Source organism: Promicromonospora sp. NPDC060204 (assembly GCF_042728455.1).
GTDB lineage: Bacteria > Actinomycetota > Actinomycetes > Actinomycetales > Cellulomonadaceae > Promicromonospora.
Map to the genome: position 1 here is coordinate 1 of NZ_JBHWZO010000027.1, position 19041 is coordinate 19041.

Consider the following 19041-nt stretch of genomic DNA (forward strand, 5'->3'; position numbering starts at 1 on the left):
GCTCTCTCTTGCGCGAATTCCGGCCGACGGCGGTCCCTCGCCCCGCCGCGCGGGCGGCGGGGCGAGGAACCTGACGGTCAGCTCGTCGTGCGGCGCCGCCCCACGACCAGGAGCGTGGCACCGGTCAGCAGGAGCAGGGCCGCGAGGCCTGCCGCCCAGCCGAGGTCAGCACCGGTCGAGGCCAGGGAGCCGCCGTCCGGGGCCGGCGGCGCGGGGGCGTCGTCCGGGTCCACCGGGACCTTCGCCGTCGACGGCGGCGACGTGGGCGGCGGGGTGTCCCCCGGCGGGGTGCCGGTGGCCGTGGCCGTGTTGGTCAGCTCGCCCGTGTCCAGGTCCGCCTGGGTGACCCTGTACGTCGCGGTGCAGGTCACGGACGCCCCCGGGGCCAGGTTCGCGGCTTCCGCCGGGCACTCGACCGGCGACAGCTCACCCGAGCCGGAGAAGTCCGAGTCGTCGACCTCGACGTCGCGGAGCACGACATTGCCGGTGTTGGTCACCGCGAAGGAGTACGTGACCGTCTGACCCACGCGCGTGATCTTCTTCGTGTCCGAGGTCTTGACCACCTCGATGCCGGGCGCCGGGGTGCCCGGGATGTCGTGGGTCGACGGCGGCGACTCCGGCGGCGGGGTCTCCCCCGGCGGCGTGCCGGTGGCCGTCGCGGTGTTGCTCAGCTCGCCGGCGTCGAGGTCCGCCTGGGTCACCACGTAGGTCGCGGTGCAGGTCACCGACGCACCCGGCGCGAGGCCGGCGGCCTCGGCGGGGCACTCGACCGGCGACAGCTCACCTGAACCGGAGAAGTCCGAGTCGTCGACCTCGACGTCGGTCAGCGTGACGTTGCCGGTGTTGGTCACCGCGAAGCTGTAGGTGATCTCCTGGCCCACCTCGCTGATCTCCTCGGTGTCGGACGTCTTGACCACCTCGATGCCGGGCTCCGGCGTGCTGGGGATCTCGACGGTCGACGGCGGCGACTCCGGGGGCGGGGTGTCGCCCGGCGGCGTGCCCGTGGCCGTGGCCGTGTTGGTCACCTCGCCGGCGTCGACGTCCGCCTGCGTGATCACGTACGTCGCGGTGCAGGTCAGGGAGTCCCCGGGCGCCAGGACGACGTCGGCGGGGCACGCCGGGACCGGGGCCTCACCCGTGCCCGTGAACTCGGTCTCGTCGACCGTGACGTCGCTCAGCGGCACGTTGCCGGTGTTGGTCACCTCGAAGCTGTACGTGATCTCCTGACCCACGGTGTACGACTCCGGGCCCGCCGGCGTCGCGGACTTCACGACCTCGATGCCGGGGTCCGGGGCCTCGGTGGGCGTGCTCGTCTCCGAGGGCGGCGAGCCGATCGGGGTGTCCGTGCCGGGCGGCGTGCCCGTGGCGGTCGCCGAGTTGTCGACGGAACCCGCCTCGACGTCCTCGTCCGTGACCACGTAGGGCTCGTCGGTCGTGCAGGTGACGGTGTCTCCCGGGGCGACCGAGGTCGCCTCGCAGGTGATCGCGCCCACCTTCGGGTCGTCGATCGCCAGGTCGTCGATCGCGACGTCACCGGTGTTGGTCACCTCGAAGGTGTAGGCGATGGTGTCGCCGGTGTCCGTGATCCCGTTCTCGTTGACGTCCACGGGCTCGCCCGCGGTCTTGACGAGGCCCAGGCTCGGGTCGCCGAACGTCACGGTCGAGGGGTCCGGGTAGTCCAGGCCGATCGCCGAGATGTTGTCGGCGTCGTTGGTGAAGCTGCCTGCCTCGTCCGAGGTCACGTTCACCGTGATGGTGCACGAGGCCATGCCGGCGTCGAGGTTGCCGGTCGCCGACACCGCGGTGCCGCCGGCCGGGGCGGTCACGTCGCCGGCCGGGCACGTGGTCGCCACGGCGGACGGGTCCGCGATCGTCAGGCCCGCGGGGAGTGTGTCGGTGAAGGACCAGCCGTTCTTGGCGGCCAGGTCGCTGGTGTTCGTGATGGTCAGCGTCAGCGTCGAGACGCCGCCCGTGGCGACCGACGTCGGGCTGAACTCCTTGTCGAGCTGCGGCGTCACGTCCAGCACGCGGATGTTGTCGTACGCGCCGTCGTTGCCCTGGCCGCTGCCGTTCTCGTTGCGCATCACGATGCCGAACGAGCCGCCGGTGACGAGCGTCGAGCCGTCGGCCGGGAACCGGCCTCCGGTCACCAGGCGCGTCGTGCCGTCCTGGGTCGGGGAGGTGTACTGCGTCCCGCGCGGGTCGGTGCACGGGTCGATCGCGGAGCTGGAGACCGCGATCTCCTCACCCTCGCCGTCGACCAGGTAGAACCGCAGCTGGGGATGCGTGGCCTGGCAGTTCTGCGCGACCGCGTCCACGGAGAACGTGACGAACCGCCCCTCGGTCGTGAGCGTCAGCGGGTCCGCCGTGCGGAACTGGACCTGGTTGCCCGTGGAGCTGCCGGAGGTGTACGACGCCGCGGCCGCGTTGCTCGCCGGGTCGGAACCGTTGATGGTGCCGAGCGCGTGCGGCAGCGCGGTCAGCGACGTGAAGGTCGCGGCCCCGAAGGTGTCGGGCTGGGTGCCGCTGCAGTCGCCCGCCACGCGTGAGCTGGTCTGGTTGATGATGAAGCCGTTGCAGCCGTTGCGGTCCACCCAGAACGGGTCGGCCGCGTACGTCGTCCCGTCCGCCCCCGTGTAGTCGGTCAGCAGGACGTTCGAGTCCGCGGCGCGGTTCTCGAAGTCCTCGACGAAGAGGACCGTCGGCTCGCCGGGCACACCGGGGTTGCCCGGAGCCGCGAACGCGCTCGGCGTGACCGGGGTGAGCGAGGTGGCGACCAGGCCCGCCCCGACCAGGGCGAGCGCCGCCAGGACCGCCGGAACCCGTCCGCGCCGTCTCACGGCCTGCCTGCCTCGGGTGGTCCTCGTCGTTGACCGTCGTACGTGCATCTGCTGTTCCCCTCGCTCACGGACCGCACGGCCCGTTTCCAGTTGGGCGTGATCTATGCCATCCCGTCGGTGAGCGATCACCAGTCAGGGCTCAAGAAATCACCAACCGAATCACCAACCCGTGGGCGTAATTCACCCGTTCTCCGACGTCTGACGAGGAAACGAGGGGGTGAGCAGCCGCAGCGCCCGACAGGGTCGGGCGGGACAAGAACCGGGGCCAGGGCGTCGAGCCCCCGGGGAACGGCCGCACGGCCGCGGCATCTGGACCTCGCCCTGTGCACCCCGTCGACTCGTGATAGTTCTTTGTCTGCCACGAAGAACTTCTTTACCCGTCACGCAGTCCGGAACACGTAGTGCGCACCGTGCGGCAACGCACCGACAGAAGGAGCAACGCGTGCAGGAGCAGGCGAACGAGCTCGTTGTGCCCACCCCCCGTCCCGGAGCACGCAGACTGTTGCGCACCGTGTGGGCCGGCGCCGTCGCCACGGTGACCGCGGGAGGTCTGCTGCTCGCCGCCGTGCCGAGCGTTCCCGAGGTGCGCGTCGCCGCCGGGGACCGGCCGGGCAGGTACCAGGAGCCGATCGAGGCCCTGCCCGCCGGACGACCCGGGACCGTGCCGCAGGACGTGACGCCCGACCAGATCACGGCCGTCCTGGCGCGCGCGGACCAGCAGGCACGCGAGCAGGGCCCCGACCTCAGCCCGGCGGTGGCGCAGGCCGCCGCCGAGCTCGGCATGCTGTACACCACCTACACGATCCAGCGGCTCGCGCTCGCCGAGAGCAGCGAGGGCCTGCGCGTCCAGGACGCGCCGGTAGCGCGCGCCACCCGGGTGGAAGGCGGTTCCGCGGCGCTCGGCCCCGTGGTCCAGGTGTCGAACGCGCTCCCCGCCGAGGAGCCGACGGCCGAGCCGGACGACTCCGTGGAGCTGCGGCCGGGCCTCGTGACCTATCACGAGGTCGTGCTGGCGGCGCAGCGGCTGGCGAACCTGCTGGACGAGTCGGTACCCAACGCGCTGGTCGAGGTCCGGCCGGCCGAGCCGTCCGACGAGCCCTCGGCGCGGAAGGGTCAGGCGGGCGAGCTGCTCGACGCCCAGGAGCCCGGCGGCACGCTGCGCGACAGCCTGCTCGACGTCGTCTCGATGTTCGGCGAGTCCACCCTCGAGTACGCCAACGGCCGGATCCCGGCCTCCGTGCTGTGCCCGCTGGACTTCGCGCCGGCGCACCGGCTGCGCTGCGACGCCGCGGAGCGGCTGTCGGCGCTGAACGAGGAGTTCGAGCAGGAGTTCGGGTACCCCATCCCGATCACCGACTCCTACCGCCCCTACGTGCAGCAGGTCGCGGTGGCCGCCGCCAAGCCGCACCTGGCGGCGATCCCCGGCACGTCCAACCACGGCTGGGGCCTCGCGGTGGACCTGGGCTCCCCCATCTCGGGCGGCGCGTCCGCCCAGTACGTGTGGCTGCGGGTGCACGGCCCGGACTACGGCTGGGACAACCCGTCGTGGGCGCGGCTGGGCGGGTCCAAGCCGGAGCCGTGGCACTTCGAGTTCTTCGCGGCGGGTTCGGTACCCGGCCGCGCGATCGACCCGTCCGACGTCGGCACGTGGAGCCCGGCCGACGCGTCCGAGCAGCCCGTCGAGGCCGCTGCGCGCGACCCCCGCACGAAGGACGACTCCGCCAAGAAGCCGAGCAAGCCGGGGACGACGCCGGACGACGAGCCGCGCAAGAACCCGCCGGCGCAGAAGCCGTCCGAGCCCGCCACGCCGCCCAAGCCGAGCAACCCGGCCCCGAAGCCCACGCCGAAGCCGTCGCCGAAGCCCTCGCCGTCGCCGAGGCCCAGCGACCCGTCGCCGAAGCCCACGCCCTCCCCGACGCCGACGCCGTCCCCATCGGATCCGGGTGAGCCCTCGACCCCGCCGTCCCCGTCCCCGTCCCCGTCGCAACCGGCACCGACTCCGTCCCAGCCGGCACCGTCGCAGCCGGCACCGAGCCCGACGCCCGCGCCGAGCGAGCCTGTGCCGTCACCCAGCCCCTCGCAGAGCGCGCCGAGCCCGGCGCCGTCGTCGAGCCCGTCGACCAGGCCCGAGTCGCTGCTGGGCCTCGCCGAGGACCTGGGCCTGACGGACGACGACCGGAACTGACCCGTTTCCGTTGACCACACCGCTCGCGGGGTGCCACCGTCTTGTGGGTGCCCCGCGAGCAGGAGACATCACCGTGGATCGAACCGGCGAGCACGCCGTGAAGCCGACAGCCTGTGCGGCTCTCGCGGTGGCGCTGCTCGTGCTCACGACAGCCTGCACCGCCGAGGAGGCGCCCCCACCCGGGGACGTCGCGCACTACGCCCCCGAAGGGCCGGGTGGCGACGCAGCGCAGCTGATCGGGCAGTTGGAACGACTCGACGGTTGCGTCTACGTCGTCGTGCCCGGCCCGGACGGGCGGACCGTCCCGGTGTTCCCCGACGATCCGGCAATCCGCTGGGACGGCGAGACGCTGCTCGCGGCGTCCCTGGCACTGCCCCTCGGTGAGCAGGTCGAGCTGGGCGGCGGCGAAGGTTCTGCGGGCAGTGACTCGATCTCTGTGCCGGAGGCGTGCGACCCGGATGCCCCGCTGTTCATCGTGAACAGCTAGCAGTGCACGCCGACGCGGCGTGCACCCGGGTTCAGCGGCTGAGCTCGATGAGGGCGAGCAGCGCCTCGCCGTAGGCCTCGGCGGGCTCCGGGTCGGTGAACACCCGGGGCTCACCGAGCAGCTCGACCTCCACCTCGAAGGCGTCGTCGGCATGGCGCAGCAGGCGGAAGCTCCCGCGGAGGAGGCCGCGGAGCTGGTCCTCGCGGGGCAGCCAGAGGGCGTCGTCGATCGCGACCGAGTCCAGCGCCCACTCGGTGGTGCCGTTGAACCCGAGGATCGTGCCCGTCGGGTACTCGTGCGCCTCGATGGTCATGGTGCTCACGGTGAAGACGTCGCCCGCGAGCTCGGGCGCCCGGATCCGGAACTGGTCGCCGTCGACCGGCGTCCAGACGAGCCCGGCGTCCCGCAGCTTGGTGGCGAGTTCGGTGGAGATCATCGACCCATTCTGACCGCCTCGTCCACAGGCCTCCAGGGTCCTAGGGCGCCAGACCGCCCGCTGCTGCCGCCAGCACCGCGGCCCGAGCGGCTCGCTCCGGGAGCTGCGGGTCGGGGTCGGAGCGCAGCAGGACCAGCTCGTGGTAGACCGGCGCGGTCGCGGCGACGAGCAGACTCCGCGCGTCCGGGCGGTGCCCGGAGAGCTCGCCGCGCGCGACGGCGCGGTCGACGAGGACCTCGCACTGGGCGTACCGATCGGCCCACAGCCGCTTCTGGGCCTGCGCGGCCTGCTCCGAGTGGAACGAGGCGGCCATCAGGGCGATCGCGAACGACGGCCGCACGACCAACGACTCCTGGATCTCCTGGTTGAGCCGGGTCAGGTCGCCCTGGAGCGAGCCGGTGTCCGGTGGCTCCCAGTCGATCTCCCCGGCGGCGGCGATGGTGTCGGCGAGCAGGCCGCCGACGTCGCGCCAGCGCCGGTAGACCGTGGCCCGGTGCACCCCGGCGCGGGTCGCGACCCCCTCCATCGTGAGCCCCTTGTGACCGTGCTCCTCGAGCTCGGCACGCACCGCGTCGAGCACCTGGGCACGCACACGGGCGGTGCGACCGCCCGGACGGCGGTCGGCGGCGGTGCTCTGCGGGTCAGCCATAGGGGTCCAGTATCCGGTTGATCGGGGCGCGGGTGATGTGCGAACATCTTAAAGCGACAGTTGTCGTACTAGTAGCCGTCCGAGAGGATCCGCCCGCCCGATGCCGCTCGTCCCCGCCGACCCCACCGCTCTCCACCCGATGCCCGACCACCCGCGCGTCGTGCTGCTCAAGCCGCTCGTGACGTCGCCGCTGATCGACGTCGGCGAGTTCTCGTACTACGACGACCCGGAGGACCCGACCGCGTTCGAGACCCGCAACGTGCTCTACCACTACGGGCCCGAGCGGCTCGTCATCGGCCGGTACTGCGCGCTCGGTACCGGCACCCGGTTCATCATGAACGGCGCCAACCACCGCATGGACGGGCCCTCCACCTTCCCGTTCCCCACCATGGGCGGCTCGTGGGCCGAGCACTTCGACCTGATCACCGACCTGCCGAGCCGCGGCGACACCGTCGTCGGCAACGACGTCTGGTTCGGGCACGGCGCCATGGTCATGCCCGGCGTCCGCATCGGGAACGGCGCGATCATCGCCGCCGGTGCCGTGGTCACCGGCGACGTGCCCGACTACGGCATCGTCGGGGGCAACCCCGCGCGGCTCATCCGCACCCGGTACGACGCCGACGACGTCGCCCGGCTGCTCGCCGTCGCGTGGTGGGACTGGCCCCTGCAGCACGTCACCGAGCACGTCCGGACGATCATGTCGGGCACCGTCGACGACCTCGAACGGGCCGCCGAGCAGGCCCGCCGGGCCTGAGACCCCTCCCCGCTTCCCCTCCCCCGAGACGAGTGATCGCCGTGCCACACCGCCCTGCCCACATCGCGATGGTCGGCGTCCCGATCATCAGTCACGTCCTGCCCAGCCTCGCGGTCGTCCGCGAGCTGGTGGCCCGCGGGCACCGGGTCACCTACGCCAACGACCCGGTCGTGGCCGACCGGATCGCGCCCACGGGCGCGGAGCTGGTGCCCTGCACCTCCACGCTCCCCGTCGCGGACGACGCCTGGCCCGCCGACCCCATCGCCGCCGCCGGCCTCTTCCTCGACGACGCCGTGCAAGCCCTCCCCCAGCTCCGGGCGGCCTACGACGACGACCCTGCCGACCTGTACCTCTACGACATCGGCACCTACGCCGCGCGCGCCCTCGCCGAGGCGCAGGGCCGCCCTCTGCTCCAGCTGTCCCCGACGTTCGTCGGCTGGGACGGCTACCAGGAGGAGGTGGCCGCGCAGCTGTGGCGGCTGCCGGGGGCCGGTGCCTACCGGGAGCGGTTCGAACGGTGGCTCGCCGGCTGCGGGGCGACCACGACCGACATGGACGCCTTCTCCGGCCCGCCTGACCGCGCCCTCGCACTGATCCCGCGGGCGATGCAGCCGCAGGCCGACCGGGTCGACCCGGAGAGGGTGACCTTCGTGGGCCCGTGCTTCGACGCCGACGCGGACGCCGACGGCTGGACCCGCCCGGCGGACGCAGAGAACGTGCTGCTGATCTCCCTGGGCAGCGCCTACACGCATCAGCCCGAGTTCTACCGCCGGTGCCTCGCCGCCTTCGGCGACCTTCCCGGCTGGCACGTCGTCCTGCAGATCGGCAGGCACACCGACCCCGCGGAGCTCGGCGACGTCCCGGCCAACGTGGAGGTGCACCCCTGGGTGCCGCAGCGAGCGATCCTGGAGCAGGCCGACGCCTTCGTCACGCACGCCGGCATGGGCGGCTGCGGCGAGGGCCTGCGGGCGGGCGTCCCCATGATCGCCGTGCCGCAGGCCGCCGAGCAGTTCATGAACGCCGACCGGCTGGTGGAGCTCGGCGTCGCCCGGCGGGTGGACACCGCGGACGCCACCACCGAGACCCTCCGCGCCGCGCTGGACGACCTGGTCACCGACCTCGGACGCGCAGAGCGGTCCGCACGGCTGTGCGCCGCCGCCCGGGCCGAGGGCGGCACATCGCGCGCCGCCGACCTCGTCGAGGACCTGCTGTCGTCATCGAGAGCGACCACAGCCAGATCTTGACGTGTTGTAGAGATAGGGCGACCCTCGTAGAGGGCATCCAGCACGCGCCCGAGACCCGTCCGTTCCAACAGAGGAGACAGCGATGAGCGAGAACTCTCAGCTACTTCACGTGGCGACGTTCTGCGGCAAGTGCGACTGCGGCTGCCCGGAACTGTTCGTCGACCCGACCGCCGAGCCCCTGAAGCAGATCGTGATCACCGACGACTTCGGCCAGCGGATCCAGATGAGCCACGACCAGCTCGCGGACCTGGTGGAGCAGGCCCGCAGCGGCGCGCTCGACGCGGCGGCACTGCAGCCGGCCTGATCGCGGGGGCGTTCCGTCCGGTATTCCGGACGACGGCAAAGGTGGCAGTCCACTCACCGGTGGGCGGCCACCTTTGCAGTATGGTCCTGCCAGGAGGGCACTATGTCAGGCAGGACTCGCGCACGCGGACAGCTCGAGGCGGAGGTCATGCGCATCCTCTGGGACCACGAGGACGCGATCGGGGCACGAGCGATCCAGGAGGGGTTCCGGGACGAGCACGTCCCGGCCTACACCACGCTCCTGACGGTGCTCGACCGCCTGGAGAAGAAGGGCGAGGTGGTCCGCATCGCCGCCTCCCCCCGCAAGGTCCGGTTCCGGCCCACCCGGTCCGACGGCGAGCGCGCCGGCGCCGCGATGCTCTCCGCGTTGGAGGGCACGGGCGACCGCGAGGGGGCCCTGCTCCGGTTCGCCGACCACCTGACCGCCCGGGACGCCGAGATGCTGCAGCGCGCGCTGCGCCCCAAGCAGCCCACCGGACGACGCCGCGCGGGCTGACCCCGCCCCGCCCCCTCGCGACGCCCGCCCCTCCGCGCGGGTCACGGGATCCGCGAGGACGCCAGGACGCCAGGACGCCAGGACGCCAGGACGCCAGGACATCTAGTCATGCCGTGTACCAAGGTGCACTCTTGCGAGGGGCGTCGGGGCACGTGAATTCCGTTCGGCTGCGCCCCTGAATCTCTGGCTCCGCAGGACAGTCCAGCTCAGCCGAACTCGCGGGGTCAGGGCCGAACGAAATTCAGCGCAGCCGGCCGGTGCTCGTCGGCATCACGTTGCCCCGCGGCGGTTCGTCCGAATTCTTGCCGCACTCCTCGCTCGGGTCAGGCACCTGGTCCCTTCCGGCATCCGGTTCCGGGCCGGACTCCAGGTCTGACTCGGCCCCCAGGGTCCCGGGTCCGGTCATCCGGCAAGCATGAGCCCGCACATTGCGGCCGTGCCAAGGCTCATCAGGCCGCCCGCCAGCAGGTCGAGCCCTGCCTGGTCGATCCCAGCACGGTCGATCCCAGCACGGTCGATCCCAGCACGGTCGATCCCAGCACGGTCGGGCCCGGCACGGTCGAGGCCGACACGGTCGAGGCCAGCACGCTCGGGCCCAGCATTGTTGATCCCGGCGTGGTCGAGTTGGTCGCGGTCGAGGCCTGCTCGGTCCAGGCGGGCGCGGTCGCCCGCCGGCCCACCCGCACGCACGTGCCGGGCCGCCGTGACCAGGAACAGCACGCCCCCGACCACCAGCAGCACGACGAGCACCGCACCGAAGACAGCCGTCGGGGCATCCAGCGGCACGGCCGGCGCCGGTGCCGGTGCCGGTGGAGCGTGCTCGGCCAGATGACCAGCGCCGTGCCCGCGGTGCCGGGTCATCACCGCGAGCGCCCACACCATCGCGAGCATCATCACGGCGTGCGTCGCCCGGCACCAGGTGCTCTCGTGGTGGCCGACCCGAGGCCCGCCCGCCGCCGGCCCGTCAGTCGTCGGACCGTCAGTCGTCGGACCGTCAGTCGTCAGACCGTCAGTCGTCGTGCCGCCCGCCACCGGCCCACCACCGACCCGGCGGCTCACGGCGTCCAGGCCGGACCAGCCCGCGGCGGCCGCGAACCAGGCCGCGCCCACGGCGAAGAAGGCGACCTGGGGCAGCGTGGGCAAGCGGACCCACCACGGCCAGACCATGGCCACCATCGCGAGGGCCATGCCGAGGTGGAACAGGTGGCTCGCCGTGGCGAGGGGCCGACGCGCTGTGGCCAGTCGCCGGAGCGACCAGGCGCTCAGGACGCCGAAGAGGGCTGTCGCCGCCCACTGCACGGCTGGGTCCGACGTCACTGGCGCCCCCGCGTCCCGAGAAGTTGAAGCGGCCGAACCGCCGCGACAGTACCACATGATGTAGAGATGTTGTACGGTTCTGGGGACCGGGGGCGGACGTGGAGCGGGGTGGTTCCGGTGCGCACGACCGAGCTGTACGTGAACACCGGAACCTGCGAGCACTGTCGGCGCGCCCTCTTCACCGAGCTGTCCGCGGTGCCCGGCGTCTGGCGGGTGCGGATCGACGCGGCGTCGGGGCGGGTCACGTTCCAGACCCTCTCACCGGTCGACCACACCCGCGTCGCGACGGCCGTCGCCGACGCCGGGTTCGAGGTCAGGGCGTGGCGCTGACCCGCTCCCCGGCCCGCCGCGCCTGCACGAGCCCGACAACGACGTCCACCAGGACGAACGCCACGAGCGTGTACCCGACCAGCGGCAGGAACGTCCCCACCGTGATCGCGACGGCGGCGACCACCGCCAGCCCCCACCACGGCGTGCCCTGGAGCACCCCACGCCGCGGCGCCGGACCGCCCAGCCCGCGCCGACCCCGCGGCTCGCGCGTGGGCCGCCGCTTCCACCACATGAGGTAGCCGAGCACCACCATCGAGCCGATGCCGAGCGCGAGCACGAACAGCAGGACCTGGTTGACCGTGCCGAGCAGCAGACCCATGTGCAGGTCGATGCCCCAGGTGGTGAGCTTGGCGGGCAGCGGGAAGCTCACGAAGTCGGTCCGGTGCACCACCTGCATCGTGGCCCCGTCGACGGCCACGGAGTCGGCCTCGGTGGGCAGGTCGCTCTTGTTCTCCTGCACGGTCCACGCCGTGCCGGCCTCGGCGGGCGGCTTGATCTCCACCTCGTTCGTGTTGACGTTGATGCCCTGTGCGACCGCGAGCACGGCGTCGAACGTCGCGGGGTCCACCGCGCCGTCCGCCCCGGGGGCGCCGCCCCCGTGCCCGGCGTGCTCGTCCGCCTCGGCGGGTGCGCCGCCCGCCACGCGCGTGTCCAGCGCGGGCGTGGTCCAGCCGAGGGCGCTGCGCAGTTCGCCGACGTTGGCGCCGCCGTACTGGGACCAGGTGATCCCGGTGACCGACAGGAACAGCGCGCCCAGCACCACGACGGCGCCCACTGCGGTGTGCCAGGACAACAGCCGCCGGTACCCGGTCTGCCGGCGCTTCGGCCGGACGACGCCGGCGGCCCGCCGGGACGCCCGCAGCCGGCCGATCCACAGGATCAGCCCCGCCACCGCAACGATGCCGAGCCAGGACGCCGCCAGCTCGCTGTAGATCCGCCCCGGATCGCCGAGGTGCAGGCTGCGGTGCAGGTTGGAGATCCAGGTGCGCAGCGGCAGCGCGCCGCTGGAGCCGTAGACGGTCAGGTCGCCGCGGACCTCGCCGGTCGCGGGGTCGACGAAGATCGCCCGGGACTCGCTGGGGCCCAGGCCGTCCTCGCCGAACATCACGCGGGTGGTGTCGCCGGGTTCGGGCGCGGGGCGGACGGCGGTGAGCACGGCGTCCGGCTCGACCTGGCCCTGGGCGATCTCGACCTGGTCGCCCAGGCTCAGGGCGGTGTCGGCGACCGGGGCGTGCAGCTCCTGGTCGTAGACCACCTGCTCCAGGGCGGGGGTGAGCGCGTAGAGGGCGCCGCTGGTCGCGGCGACCAGGATGAACGGGCCCACGAGGAGGCCCGCGTAGAAGTGCAGCCGCCGCAGCAGCGGGCCGAACCAGGGTGTGCGGCCACGTGGTGGTGCGGGGTCGGCGGCCGTGGGGACGTCGGAGCCCGTGATCGTGTCGGTCATGTGGATCCTGCTTTCAGGTGAGGAGGGATTCGCCGATGAATCCGCCCTCGCCGCACCCGGGTGGGATGGCGAAGACGGCCGAGCCGATGGGCACGGTCCATTGGTTGAGCAGGTCGAGCTGGTCCAGGCGGCGCTGGAGGGGGACGAACTGTCGGTCGACGTCCGCCTGGAACGAGACGAAGATCAGGCCGGCGTCGGAGACCTGAGCCCCGGCACCGCCGTCGTCGTAGTTGTAGGCCCTGCGGAAGATGCGCTCGCCCGGGTGCTCGCTGCGCGCGCGGCGCAGGTGCGAGAACTCCGGGATGACGGGGAAGCCGATCGCGGTGGTGGCCGTGAAGTCCGGCTCGTCGAGCTCGTCCGTGCCGGTCAGCGGCGCGCCGTTCGACAGGGTCCGGCCCACCGCCTGCTCCCGCCCGCCCCGGTCGAGCTCGTCCCACGTGTCCAGGTCCATGCGGATGCGGCGCACCACCATGCCGGTGCCGCCGGCGAGCCAGCCGTCGCCGGACCAGACCACACGGTCGAAGTCGGCGGTGCCCGGGGCCGGGTTGGTGGTCCCGTCGACCTGGCCGAACAGGTTCCGCATGGTCGTGCCCGGCGCGACGGTGCCGTGCGCGCGCCGGAACCCCTGCTGGGTCCAGCGCACGGACGCGAAGCTGCGGGTGTCCTTGAGCAGCATGCGCGAGGCGTGGGCGACCGTCAGCGGGTCGTCGGCCGCGACCTGGAGCAGCAGGTCGCCGTCGCCGAGCCCGGGCTCCAGCCGGTCGATCCCGAACGGCGGGAGCGGCCGGAGCCAGTCGGGGCCGGCGCCGCCCGCCCGCTCGACGAACCCCGGCCCGAACCCGAACGTCACGGTGAGCCGGGCGGGGGCCACGGCGAGCTCCGGCTCGGAGTCCGCGAGCGCCGGGGCGCCCTGGGTGAGCCGGGCGGCATCGTCGGTGAGGATGCGCATCATCCGGGTCAGGTCCGCGCGGTCCGTGCCGTCGTGCAGGTCGAGCGCGACGAAGAGCCCGTGCGCCTGGGCGGCGGTGTCGATCCCCGCCTGGTGCGCGCCGTGGAAGGGCACGGTCAGGTCGCCGTTCAGCGGCGCCGACGGCGGCTCCTCGGCGGAGGCGTTCAGCGCGGTGTCGGCACCGATCGCGGCGGCCGCGCCGACGCCGGCGACAGCTCCCCCGAGGAGGAACTGCCGCCGGGTCGACCCCGACCGCGCGGTGCGCGCACCGTGGTCAGGCGCGGTCATCAGCCGTCCGTGCCCGTGCCGTCGGCGTCGCCCGTGTCCGAGCCCATGTCCATGCCCGCGTCCGAACCGGCGTCCCCGCCCACGTAGTTCTCGTTCGCCCCGGAGTAGTCCTTGACGGGCGCCGTGAACTCGTAGGTCGAGTCGTCGGAGAAGGTGAGCGTGAACGTGACCTCGTCGCCCGCCTCCAGCGGGTCGGTGAGGTCCATGAGCATGAGGTGGCTGCCGCCCGGTTCGAGCGTCAGCGTGTCACCGGCGGGGACGACGAACCCGCCGTCGATCTCCCGCATGACCAGCTCGCCGGTCTCGTTCTCCACCGTCTCGTGGAGCTCCAGCATCGAGGACGCCGCGGTGGTCGCCGAGACGACCGTGACGTCCTGCGCGCCGGAGTTGGTCAGCCCGCCGAACGCGGCGGACATCCCGGAGTCGGCGGCCTTGACCCACGTGTCGGTCAGGGTCACGCCCTGGGCGGCGAGCGCGGCGGAGCCGCCGTCGTCGTCCGCGGCGTCCGCGGTGGCGCAGCCCGCCAGGGCCAGCGCGGCGAGGACGACGCCGAGCCCGGCGGTCGCCGACCTGCCCCGGCGGCCGGCTGGACGGTTGTTCATCGTTCGGTGGTTCATCGTTCGGTTGTGCACGGCAGTACCTCTCACATCGTTCCCGACGCGCCCGGGGTGTCCCCGGCGTCGTCGGGGCCGCTCGCATCCCGGCGGCGCAGAAGGTGGACCAGCGCGAACAGGGCCGCCGCGACGGCGGCCCCGCCCGCACCGACGAGGACGACCCGCCAGGGCCCCTCGTCCTGCTGCGCGGTCTGGTTCTGCGTGCTGCTCCGTGTGCCGGCGCCGGCCTCGGCTGCCGGGGTGCTCGCCGCACCCGCGGCGTCGTCCCCGGCGTCGCCCGCCCCGGATCCCGCCCCCGGCTCCTCGTCGTCGCCGACGGCGAACGGGACGATCCCCGTGATGGGGTGCCCGTCCGAGGACACGACGCGCCAGCGGATCTCGTAGCCGCCGTCCGGCAGCCCGGGATCCAGGACCGCCGTGACGGTGGCCCCGTCGATCGCCGGCGCGTCGGACACCCAGTCGGTGCCGTCGCCGTCGGTGACGACGACCGCGGCGCCCATGTCCAGGACGTCGGCCGAGTACTTCAGGGACACCGTGTCCGGTGCCTCCTTCAGCGTCTCGTCGGGCGCCGGATCGCTGGAGACCAGCTTGTCGTGGGCGGACGCGGGGGCAGCGGTCGCGAACAGCGCGACGACGGCCACCGCGAGCCCGGCCACGAGGGGACGGGTTCGGGGCATGAAGGGACCTCTCCTCGGACGTCAGGGATCGACGTCGGCACACACGGGGACGCACGCGTCCCCGCCCGCCGCGCAGGGGGAACCCACGCGGCGAGCACGGAACAGCCCGCGGGCACACGTGCGCCCGCGGGGCAGAGCTCAGACCGCGTGCGGTGCGGGAGGTCCCCTCCGGAGCAGGGGGGTGAGGCGGGGGCCCGGGTGGAGCGGGCGGAAGGTCTCGGCGGGCACGCCCGAGCGGGCGGGCACCACGAAGGAGGTCGGACGGTCGAGGACGGGCCACGCGCGCAGCAGCCAGGCCGCCGCGCGGGCGCCGAGCTCGCGCAGGCGCCGCAGGAGCAGCTCCCCGCGGTGCAGGACGACGACGGTGACCGCCGCCGCGATCCCGTGCCAGAGCCACATCTGCGGCCCGCCGTGCAGCAGCTCCATCGGCACCGGTGCGCCCGACGCGGTCAGCGGGGCCATGTCCCCGTGCCCGCCGTGGGCCCCGTGCGGGTTCGCGACGGACCCCAGCGCGCCGGCCGGGGTGCCGAGCTGGAAGAGCAGGTGGAACAGGAGCTGGCTCGCCGCGACCGACACCGACAGGCGCGGCAGGGTGAGCCGGCGGGCGACCAGGGCCGTGCAGACGGGGAGGGAGAGCACCCACGGCACGAGGATGCCGAGCCAGCCGGGCAGGTCCCCGCCACCGGCGAGGTGCGAGGCCAGGGCCACGAGGGTCGCCGCCGACGCCGCGAGGACGCCGCGCACTCCGCGCGCGGTCCCCCGTCCTGCGTCGGGTGCGTTCATCAGGCCGTTCCCCCTCGTGCCGGTCGTGCGACGGACGCCAGGATATGGGTCAAAGCTCGGCAAAGGGAAGTCCGATATGTGGCTTGCCGGGCCGGCGTCGTGCCCTACGCCGCCGGGTCCAGGCCTGCCGCCTGGCGGGCGGCGCTCACGAACGCCACGCGCACGTTGTCCCAGCCGTCGAGGTAGCCGCCGACCAGCGCGGCGTCGCGCAGCAGCACGAGCTGCCCGGCGCGTGTCACGGCGTCGTCGGCCCCGGCGGCAGTGAGGGCGTCCTCGAGCGCGCCGCGGAACCAGGCGCGGTGCGTGTCGACGGCGCGCCGCACCCCGCTGTCGGCGTCGGGGTACTCGGCGGCGGCGTTGATGAAGGGGCAGCCGCGGGTGTGGTGCCGCGCGACGTCCTCGGCGATGCCCTGGATGATCAGCCCGACGAGCTCGACCGGGTCGTCGGTGGCGCCCTGGGCGCCGTCGAGCGCGGCGCGCAGGTTCGCGTCCTCCACGCCGAGGTAGGCCTCGACCAGGTCCTCCTTGCTCGGGAAGTGCCGGTAGAACGTGGCCCGCGTGACGCCGGCCGCCGCGACGATGCGGTCCACCCCCACCACGTGGATGCCCTCGGCGTAGAACAGCTCGGACGCGGTCCGCAGCAGGCGTTCGCGGGCCTCAGAGCCTCCTTCGGCGGTCTTACGAGGTGCGCGGGAGGCAGTGGATCTGGGTGCCATGTCTTTGAGCATAGAACGATCTTTCTCGTGGGGCGTTGACGCCGGCCGGGTGCGGGCGTACCTTTCTGGAATAACAGAGAAAGAACGATCGTTCTTCCTGCTGACGGACCGGGGAGCCCGGCCCACCGAACCTGAGGAGCCCGCCATGAACGCCACCCCCGACACCACCGGCGACGTCACCGGCACCACCCCGGAGAAGCTGTCGATCGTCCTGGTCCACGGCCTCTGGATGACGCCCGCGAGCTGGGACACCTGGGCCGAGCGCTTCCGCGCGGCGGGCCACGAGGTGATCGTCCCGGGCTGGCCCGGCATCGACGACCGCAGCGTGCAGGACATCCGCAGCAACCCCGCGGCCCTGCGCGGCGTCGGCCTCAAGGAGATCACCGACCACTACGAGCGCATCATCCGCGCCCTGCCGGTGAAGCCGATCATCATGGGCCACTCGTTCGGCGGCGTCATCACCCAGATGCTGGCCGACCGCGGCCTCGGCGCCGCCTACGTCGGCGTCGCGCCCGCGCAGACCGCCGGCATCAGCGTGCTGCCGCTGTCCACGCTGCGCACCGGCCTGCCGATCCTGTCCAACCCGTTCGGCCGCAACGGCGCCAAGCCGCTGTCGAAGGGGCACTTCCACTTCACGTTCGGCAACGACCTGAACCGCGCCTCGTCGGACGTCCTCTGGGAACAGTCCGCCGTCCCGTCCTACAACCGGGTCCTCTTCGAGGGCGTCGCGTCGACCATGAACGAGAAGACCGGCGTCACCCACGTCGACTACGCCCGCGCCGACCGCGCGCCGCTCCTGGTGATCACCGGTGGCATCGACCACGTGGCCCCGCCGGCCATCGGCAAGGCGATCGTGGCCAAGTACACCGGCACCGGCAGCCCCTCGGTCGTCGAGTACAAGGAGTACGCGGGCCGCACGCACCGGCTCGTCTCCCAGCCGGGCTGGGAGGAGATCGCGGACCACGCCCTGACCTGGGCCACGTCCCACGCCGCCGTCACCGCCTGACCGCGGGCTAGGGTCCGAGGGTGCGCATCGAGACCGACGGCCGCCCCGCCGCACCCACGGACCTGTTCAGCACCTACGGCCACTTCACGGCCATGCAGGTGCGCGACGGCGGGGTCCAGGGCCTGGCCCACCACCTGACCCGGCTGGACGAGGCGCACCACGAGCTGTTCGACCGCCCGCTGGAGGCGGACCGGGTCCGCGGCCTGGTGCGCCACGCCCTGGACGGCACGCCGGACGCCTCCGTGCGTGTCGTCCTGCGCGATGCCGAGCACGTGGTGGTCACGGTCGCCGAGCCGCACCACGCGCCCGCCGGACCGCAGCGGCTGCGGTCGGTCCCCTACCTGCGGCCGTTCGCGCACCTCAAGCACCTGGGCGGCTTCGCCCAGCTCGAGTGGGCCCGCCGGGTCGGCCTCGACGGCTACGACGACGCCCTGCTCACCACGCCCGACGGCGCCGTCGCGGAGTCCTCGATCGCCAACATCGGCTTCCTGGAGCCCGACGGCGCCGTCGTCTGGCCGGAGGCCCCCTGGCTCCACGGCACCGCGATGCGCCTGGTCGAGGCCACGACGCCGTCGTCGCGCAGGCTCGTCCCGGTCGCCGACGTCGCCGGCTTCGCCGGGGCGTTCCTCGTCAACTCGATCGGCGTCGTCGCCGTCGCGTCGATCGACGACGTCCCGCTGCCCGACGCCGGGCCGCTCCTGACGGGCGTCGTCGACCGCCTGGCCGCGGTCCCGTGGGACCTGATCTGACCCAGCCCTCGATCTGGGCGGACCGGGCGGGGCGCTGCGGCCGCGGGTGCTGCGCCGTCCGGGTGACACGCCCTCAGACGAGACCGGCCGGGTGCGCTGAACTTCGGTCAGCCTGGCCCCGCATAATCCGGCTGGGCCGAATAATCCTGCGCAGCTGAAGAACCCGGGCCGCAGCCGAACGAAGTTCAGCCCAGCCGACACCCTCCGCCCCAGTCGTGTACCCGCCGACGGCAGATCTCGGCGGACCGCTCAGATCCCGGCGGGCCGCTCAGACGCCGACGCTCGCTCCGCCGTTCGCCGTCTCGAACGCCGCGCGGGCCTCGGCGATCTGGTCCTGGTGCTCCTCGGTCCAGGACACCAGCGCCTGGGTCGTCGCGAGCAGCGTGCGGCCCAGCGCGGTGAGCTCGTACTCCACGCGCGGCGGCATCTCGGGGTAGACCGTGCGGCGCACCAGGCCGTCGCGTTCGAGGTTGCGCAGCGTCACGGTCAGCATCCGTTTGCTGATGCCGTCGATCTCCCGGCCCAGCTCGCCGAACCGCAGCGTCCTCTCGTCCAACAGTGCGATGACCAGCAGGGACCACTTGTCGGCGATGCGGTCCAGGATCTGCCGCACCTGGCAGTCCTCGCGGACGTCCCACTGGAACGGGTCGCGGTCCGCCCGGCACTCCGCCAGCTCCGCGGCGGTTACCTCGAGGGAACCCGGTGACGTCGAAGTGCCTTCTTGTGCCATCCGTCGATCGTGCCCAACGATCGTCATGGTTACAAGTGGTAACC

20 protein-coding genes are annotated in these 19041 nt (G+C 73.1%); 9 read left to right on the top strand and 11 right to left on the bottom strand.

From position 1 onward, the window contains the following. Window positions 1-77: 77 nt before the first annotated feature. On the bottom strand, window positions 78-2840 hold the full coding sequence (locus ACFWEJ_RS05885) for a hypothetical protein (RefSeq protein ID WP_377228267.1): 2763 nt from the start codon (window positions 2838-2840) through the stop codon (window positions 78-80). Window positions 2841-3282: 442 nt separating this feature from the next. On the opposite strand from ACFWEJ_RS05885, the gene ACFWEJ_RS05890 reads away from it, so the two are divergent. Further along, the gene (locus ACFWEJ_RS05890; protein WP_377228268.1) at window positions 3283-5025 is read left to right on the top strand and encodes a D-alanyl-D-alanine carboxypeptidase family protein; all 1743 of its coding nucleotides are present in this window, start codon (window positions 3283-3285) and stop codon (window positions 5023-5025) included. 73 nt (window positions 5026-5098) lie between these two features. Beyond that, entirely contained in the window at window positions 5099-5512 is a 414-nt protein-coding gene (locus ACFWEJ_RS05895) for a hypothetical protein (protein WP_377228269.1), read from the top strand. Between the two features lie 31 nt (window positions 5513-5543). Here the strand turns inward: ACFWEJ_RS05895 and ACFWEJ_RS05900 are convergent, their stop codons facing one another. After that, on the bottom strand, window positions 5544-5948 hold the full coding sequence (locus ACFWEJ_RS05900) for a pilus assembly protein CpaE (protein ID WP_377228270.1): 405 nt from the start codon (window positions 5946-5948) through the stop codon (window positions 5544-5546). Between the two features lie 40 nt (window positions 5949-5988). Beyond that, window positions 5989-6597 (bottom strand): TetR/AcrR family transcriptional regulator, encoded by a 609-nt coding sequence (locus ACFWEJ_RS05905; protein ID WP_377228271.1) that lies wholly within the window; start codon window positions 6595-6597, stop codon window positions 5989-5991. A gap of 100 nt (window positions 6598-6697) precedes the next feature. Between ACFWEJ_RS05905 and ACFWEJ_RS05910 the strand changes: the two genes are divergently transcribed. From ACFWEJ_RS05910 to ACFWEJ_RS05925, 4 genes are all read left to right on the top strand, one after another. Continuing rightward, entirely contained in the window at window positions 6698-7351 is a 654-nt protein-coding gene (locus ACFWEJ_RS05910; RefSeq protein WP_377228272.1) for a CatB-related O-acetyltransferase, read from the top strand. Between the two features lie 41 nt (window positions 7352-7392). Then, the gene (locus ACFWEJ_RS05915) at window positions 7393-8595 is read left to right on the top strand and encodes a macrolide family glycosyltransferase (RefSeq protein WP_377228273.1); all 1203 of its coding nucleotides are present in this window, start codon (window positions 7393-7395) and stop codon (window positions 8593-8595) included. A gap of 82 nt (window positions 8596-8677) precedes the next feature. Further along, entirely contained in the window at window positions 8678-8899 is a 222-nt protein-coding gene (locus ACFWEJ_RS05920) for a hypothetical protein (protein WP_285103134.1), read from the top strand. Window positions 8900-9001: 102 nt separating this feature from the next. Then, the gene (locus ACFWEJ_RS05925) at window positions 9002-9394 is read left to right on the top strand and encodes a BlaI/MecI/CopY family transcriptional regulator (RefSeq protein ID WP_377228274.1); all 393 of its coding nucleotides are present in this window, start codon (window positions 9002-9004) and stop codon (window positions 9392-9394) included. 402 nt (window positions 9395-9796) lie between these two features. Here ACFWEJ_RS05925 and ACFWEJ_RS05930 read toward each other — a convergent pair whose 3' ends face one another. Continuing rightward, window positions 9797-10711: a DUF5134 domain-containing protein gene (locus ACFWEJ_RS05930; protein ID WP_377228275.1), complete on the bottom strand. Its 915-nt coding sequence runs from the start codon at window positions 10709-10711 to the stop codon at window positions 9797-9799. Window positions 10712-10828: 117 nt separating this feature from the next. On the opposite strand from ACFWEJ_RS05930, the gene ACFWEJ_RS05935 reads away from it, so the two are divergent. Continuing rightward, window positions 10829-11041: a heavy-metal-associated domain-containing protein gene (locus ACFWEJ_RS05935; RefSeq protein ID WP_377228276.1), complete on the top strand. Its 213-nt coding sequence runs from the start codon at window positions 10829-10831 to the stop codon at window positions 11039-11041. Here ACFWEJ_RS05935 and ACFWEJ_RS05940 read toward each other — a convergent pair. From ACFWEJ_RS05940 to ACFWEJ_RS05965, 6 genes are all read right to left on the bottom strand, one after another. Next, window positions 11025-12485 carry a PepSY-associated TM helix domain-containing protein gene (locus tag ACFWEJ_RS05940; protein WP_377228277.1) on the bottom strand — a complete coding sequence of 487 codons (1461 nt, stop codon included), beginning with the start codon at window positions 12483-12485 and terminating at the stop codon, window positions 11025-11027. The two genes, ACFWEJ_RS05935 and ACFWEJ_RS05940, sit on opposite strands and share 17 nt — an antisense overlap. A gap of 13 nt (window positions 12486-12498) precedes the next feature. Beyond that, window positions 12499-13722, bottom strand: a complete 1224-nt coding sequence (locus tag ACFWEJ_RS05945; RefSeq protein WP_377228278.1) for a Dyp-type peroxidase — start codon at window positions 13720-13722, stop codon at window positions 12499-12501. Then, window positions 13722-14339, bottom strand: a complete 618-nt coding sequence (locus ACFWEJ_RS05950; RefSeq protein ID WP_377228279.1) for a copper chaperone PCu(A)C — start codon at window positions 14337-14339, stop codon at window positions 13722-13724. The genes ACFWEJ_RS05945 and ACFWEJ_RS05950 overlap by 1 nt, the downstream gene beginning before the upstream one ends. A 26-nt stretch (window positions 14340-14365) precedes the next feature. Further along, the gene (locus ACFWEJ_RS05955) at window positions 14366-15013 is read right to left on the bottom strand and encodes a copper resistance protein CopC (protein ID WP_377228280.1); all 648 of its coding nucleotides are present in this window, start codon (window positions 15011-15013) and stop codon (window positions 14366-14368) included. Window positions 15014-15151: 138 nt separating this feature from the next. Next, window positions 15152-15796, bottom strand: coding sequence for a hypothetical protein (locus ACFWEJ_RS05960; RefSeq protein ID WP_377228281.1), 645 nt, complete (start codon window positions 15794-15796; stop codon window positions 15152-15154). A 104-nt stretch (window positions 15797-15900) separates the two neighbouring features. Next, window positions 15901-16512: a TetR/AcrR family transcriptional regulator gene (locus ACFWEJ_RS05965; RefSeq protein WP_377228282.1), complete on the bottom strand. Its 612-nt coding sequence runs from the start codon at window positions 16510-16512 to the stop codon at window positions 15901-15903. Window positions 16513-16657: 145 nt separating this feature from the next. On the opposite strand from ACFWEJ_RS05965, the gene ACFWEJ_RS05970 reads away from it, so the two are divergent. Both ACFWEJ_RS05970 and ACFWEJ_RS05975 read left to right on the top strand, forming a co-directional pair. Beyond that, window positions 16658-17518, top strand: coding sequence for an alpha/beta hydrolase (locus tag ACFWEJ_RS05970; RefSeq protein WP_377228283.1), 861 nt, complete (start codon window positions 16658-16660; stop codon window positions 17516-17518). Between the two features lie 20 nt (window positions 17519-17538). Then, window positions 17539-18267 (top strand): aminotransferase class IV, encoded by a 729-nt coding sequence (locus ACFWEJ_RS05975; protein WP_377228284.1) that lies wholly within the window; start codon window positions 17539-17541, stop codon window positions 18265-18267. Between the two features lie 268 nt (window positions 18268-18535). Here the strand turns inward: ACFWEJ_RS05975 and ACFWEJ_RS05980 are convergent, their stop codons facing one another. Next, window positions 18536-18997, bottom strand: coding sequence for a winged helix-turn-helix transcriptional regulator (locus ACFWEJ_RS05980; protein WP_377228285.1), 462 nt, complete (start codon window positions 18995-18997; stop codon window positions 18536-18538). Between the last annotated feature and the right edge of the window lie 44 nt (window positions 18998-19041).

What these genes read in the sequence shown, in the direction of transcription:
- ACFWEJ_RS05970 (WP_377228283.1), top strand. Translation starts at nt 16,658, where the DNA reads ATGAACGCCACCCCCGACACCACCGGCGACGTCACCGGCACCACCCCG.
- ACFWEJ_RS05950 (WP_377228279.1), bottom strand. Translation starts at nt 14,339, where the DNA reads ATGAACCACCGAACGATGAACAACCGTCCAGCCGGCCGCCGGGGCAGG.
- ACFWEJ_RS05910 (WP_377228272.1), top strand. Translation starts at nt 6,698, where the DNA reads ATGCCGCTCGTCCCCGCCGACCCCACCGCTCTCCACCCGATGCCCGAC.
- ACFWEJ_RS05960 (WP_377228281.1), bottom strand. Translation starts at nt 15,796, where the DNA reads ATGAACGCACCCGACGCAGGACGGGGGACCGCGCGCGGAGTGCGCGGC.
- ACFWEJ_RS05905 (WP_377228271.1), bottom strand. Translation starts at nt 6,597, where the DNA reads ATGGCTGACCCGCAGAGCACCGCCGCCGACCGCCGTCCGGGCGGTCGC.
- ACFWEJ_RS05945 (WP_377228278.1), bottom strand. Translation starts at nt 13,722, where the DNA reads ATGACCGCGCCTGACCACGGTGCGCGCACCGCGCGGTCGGGGTCGACC.
- ACFWEJ_RS05900 (WP_377228270.1), bottom strand. Translation starts at nt 5,948, where the DNA reads ATGATCTCCACCGAACTCGCCACCAAGCTGCGGGACGCCGGGCTCGTC.
- ACFWEJ_RS05980 (WP_377228285.1), bottom strand. Translation starts at nt 18,997, where the DNA reads ATGGCACAAGAAGGCACTTCGACGTCACCGGGTTCCCTCGAGGTAACC.
- ACFWEJ_RS05925 (WP_377228274.1), top strand. Translation starts at nt 9,002, where the DNA reads ATGTCAGGCAGGACTCGCGCACGCGGACAGCTCGAGGCGGAGGTCATG.
- ACFWEJ_RS05965 (WP_377228282.1), bottom strand. Translation starts at nt 16,512, where the DNA reads ATGGCACCCAGATCCACTGCCTCCCGCGCACCTCGTAAGACCGCCGAA.
- ACFWEJ_RS05920 (WP_285103134.1), top strand. Translation starts at nt 8,678, where the DNA reads ATGAGCGAGAACTCTCAGCTACTTCACGTGGCGACGTTCTGCGGCAAG.
- ACFWEJ_RS05955 (WP_377228280.1), bottom strand. Translation starts at nt 15,013, where the DNA reads ATGCCCCGAACCCGTCCCCTCGTGGCCGGGCTCGCGGTGGCCGTCGTC.
- ACFWEJ_RS05940 (WP_377228277.1), bottom strand. Translation starts at nt 12,485, where the DNA reads ATGACCGACACGATCACGGGCTCCGACGTCCCCACGGCCGCCGACCCC.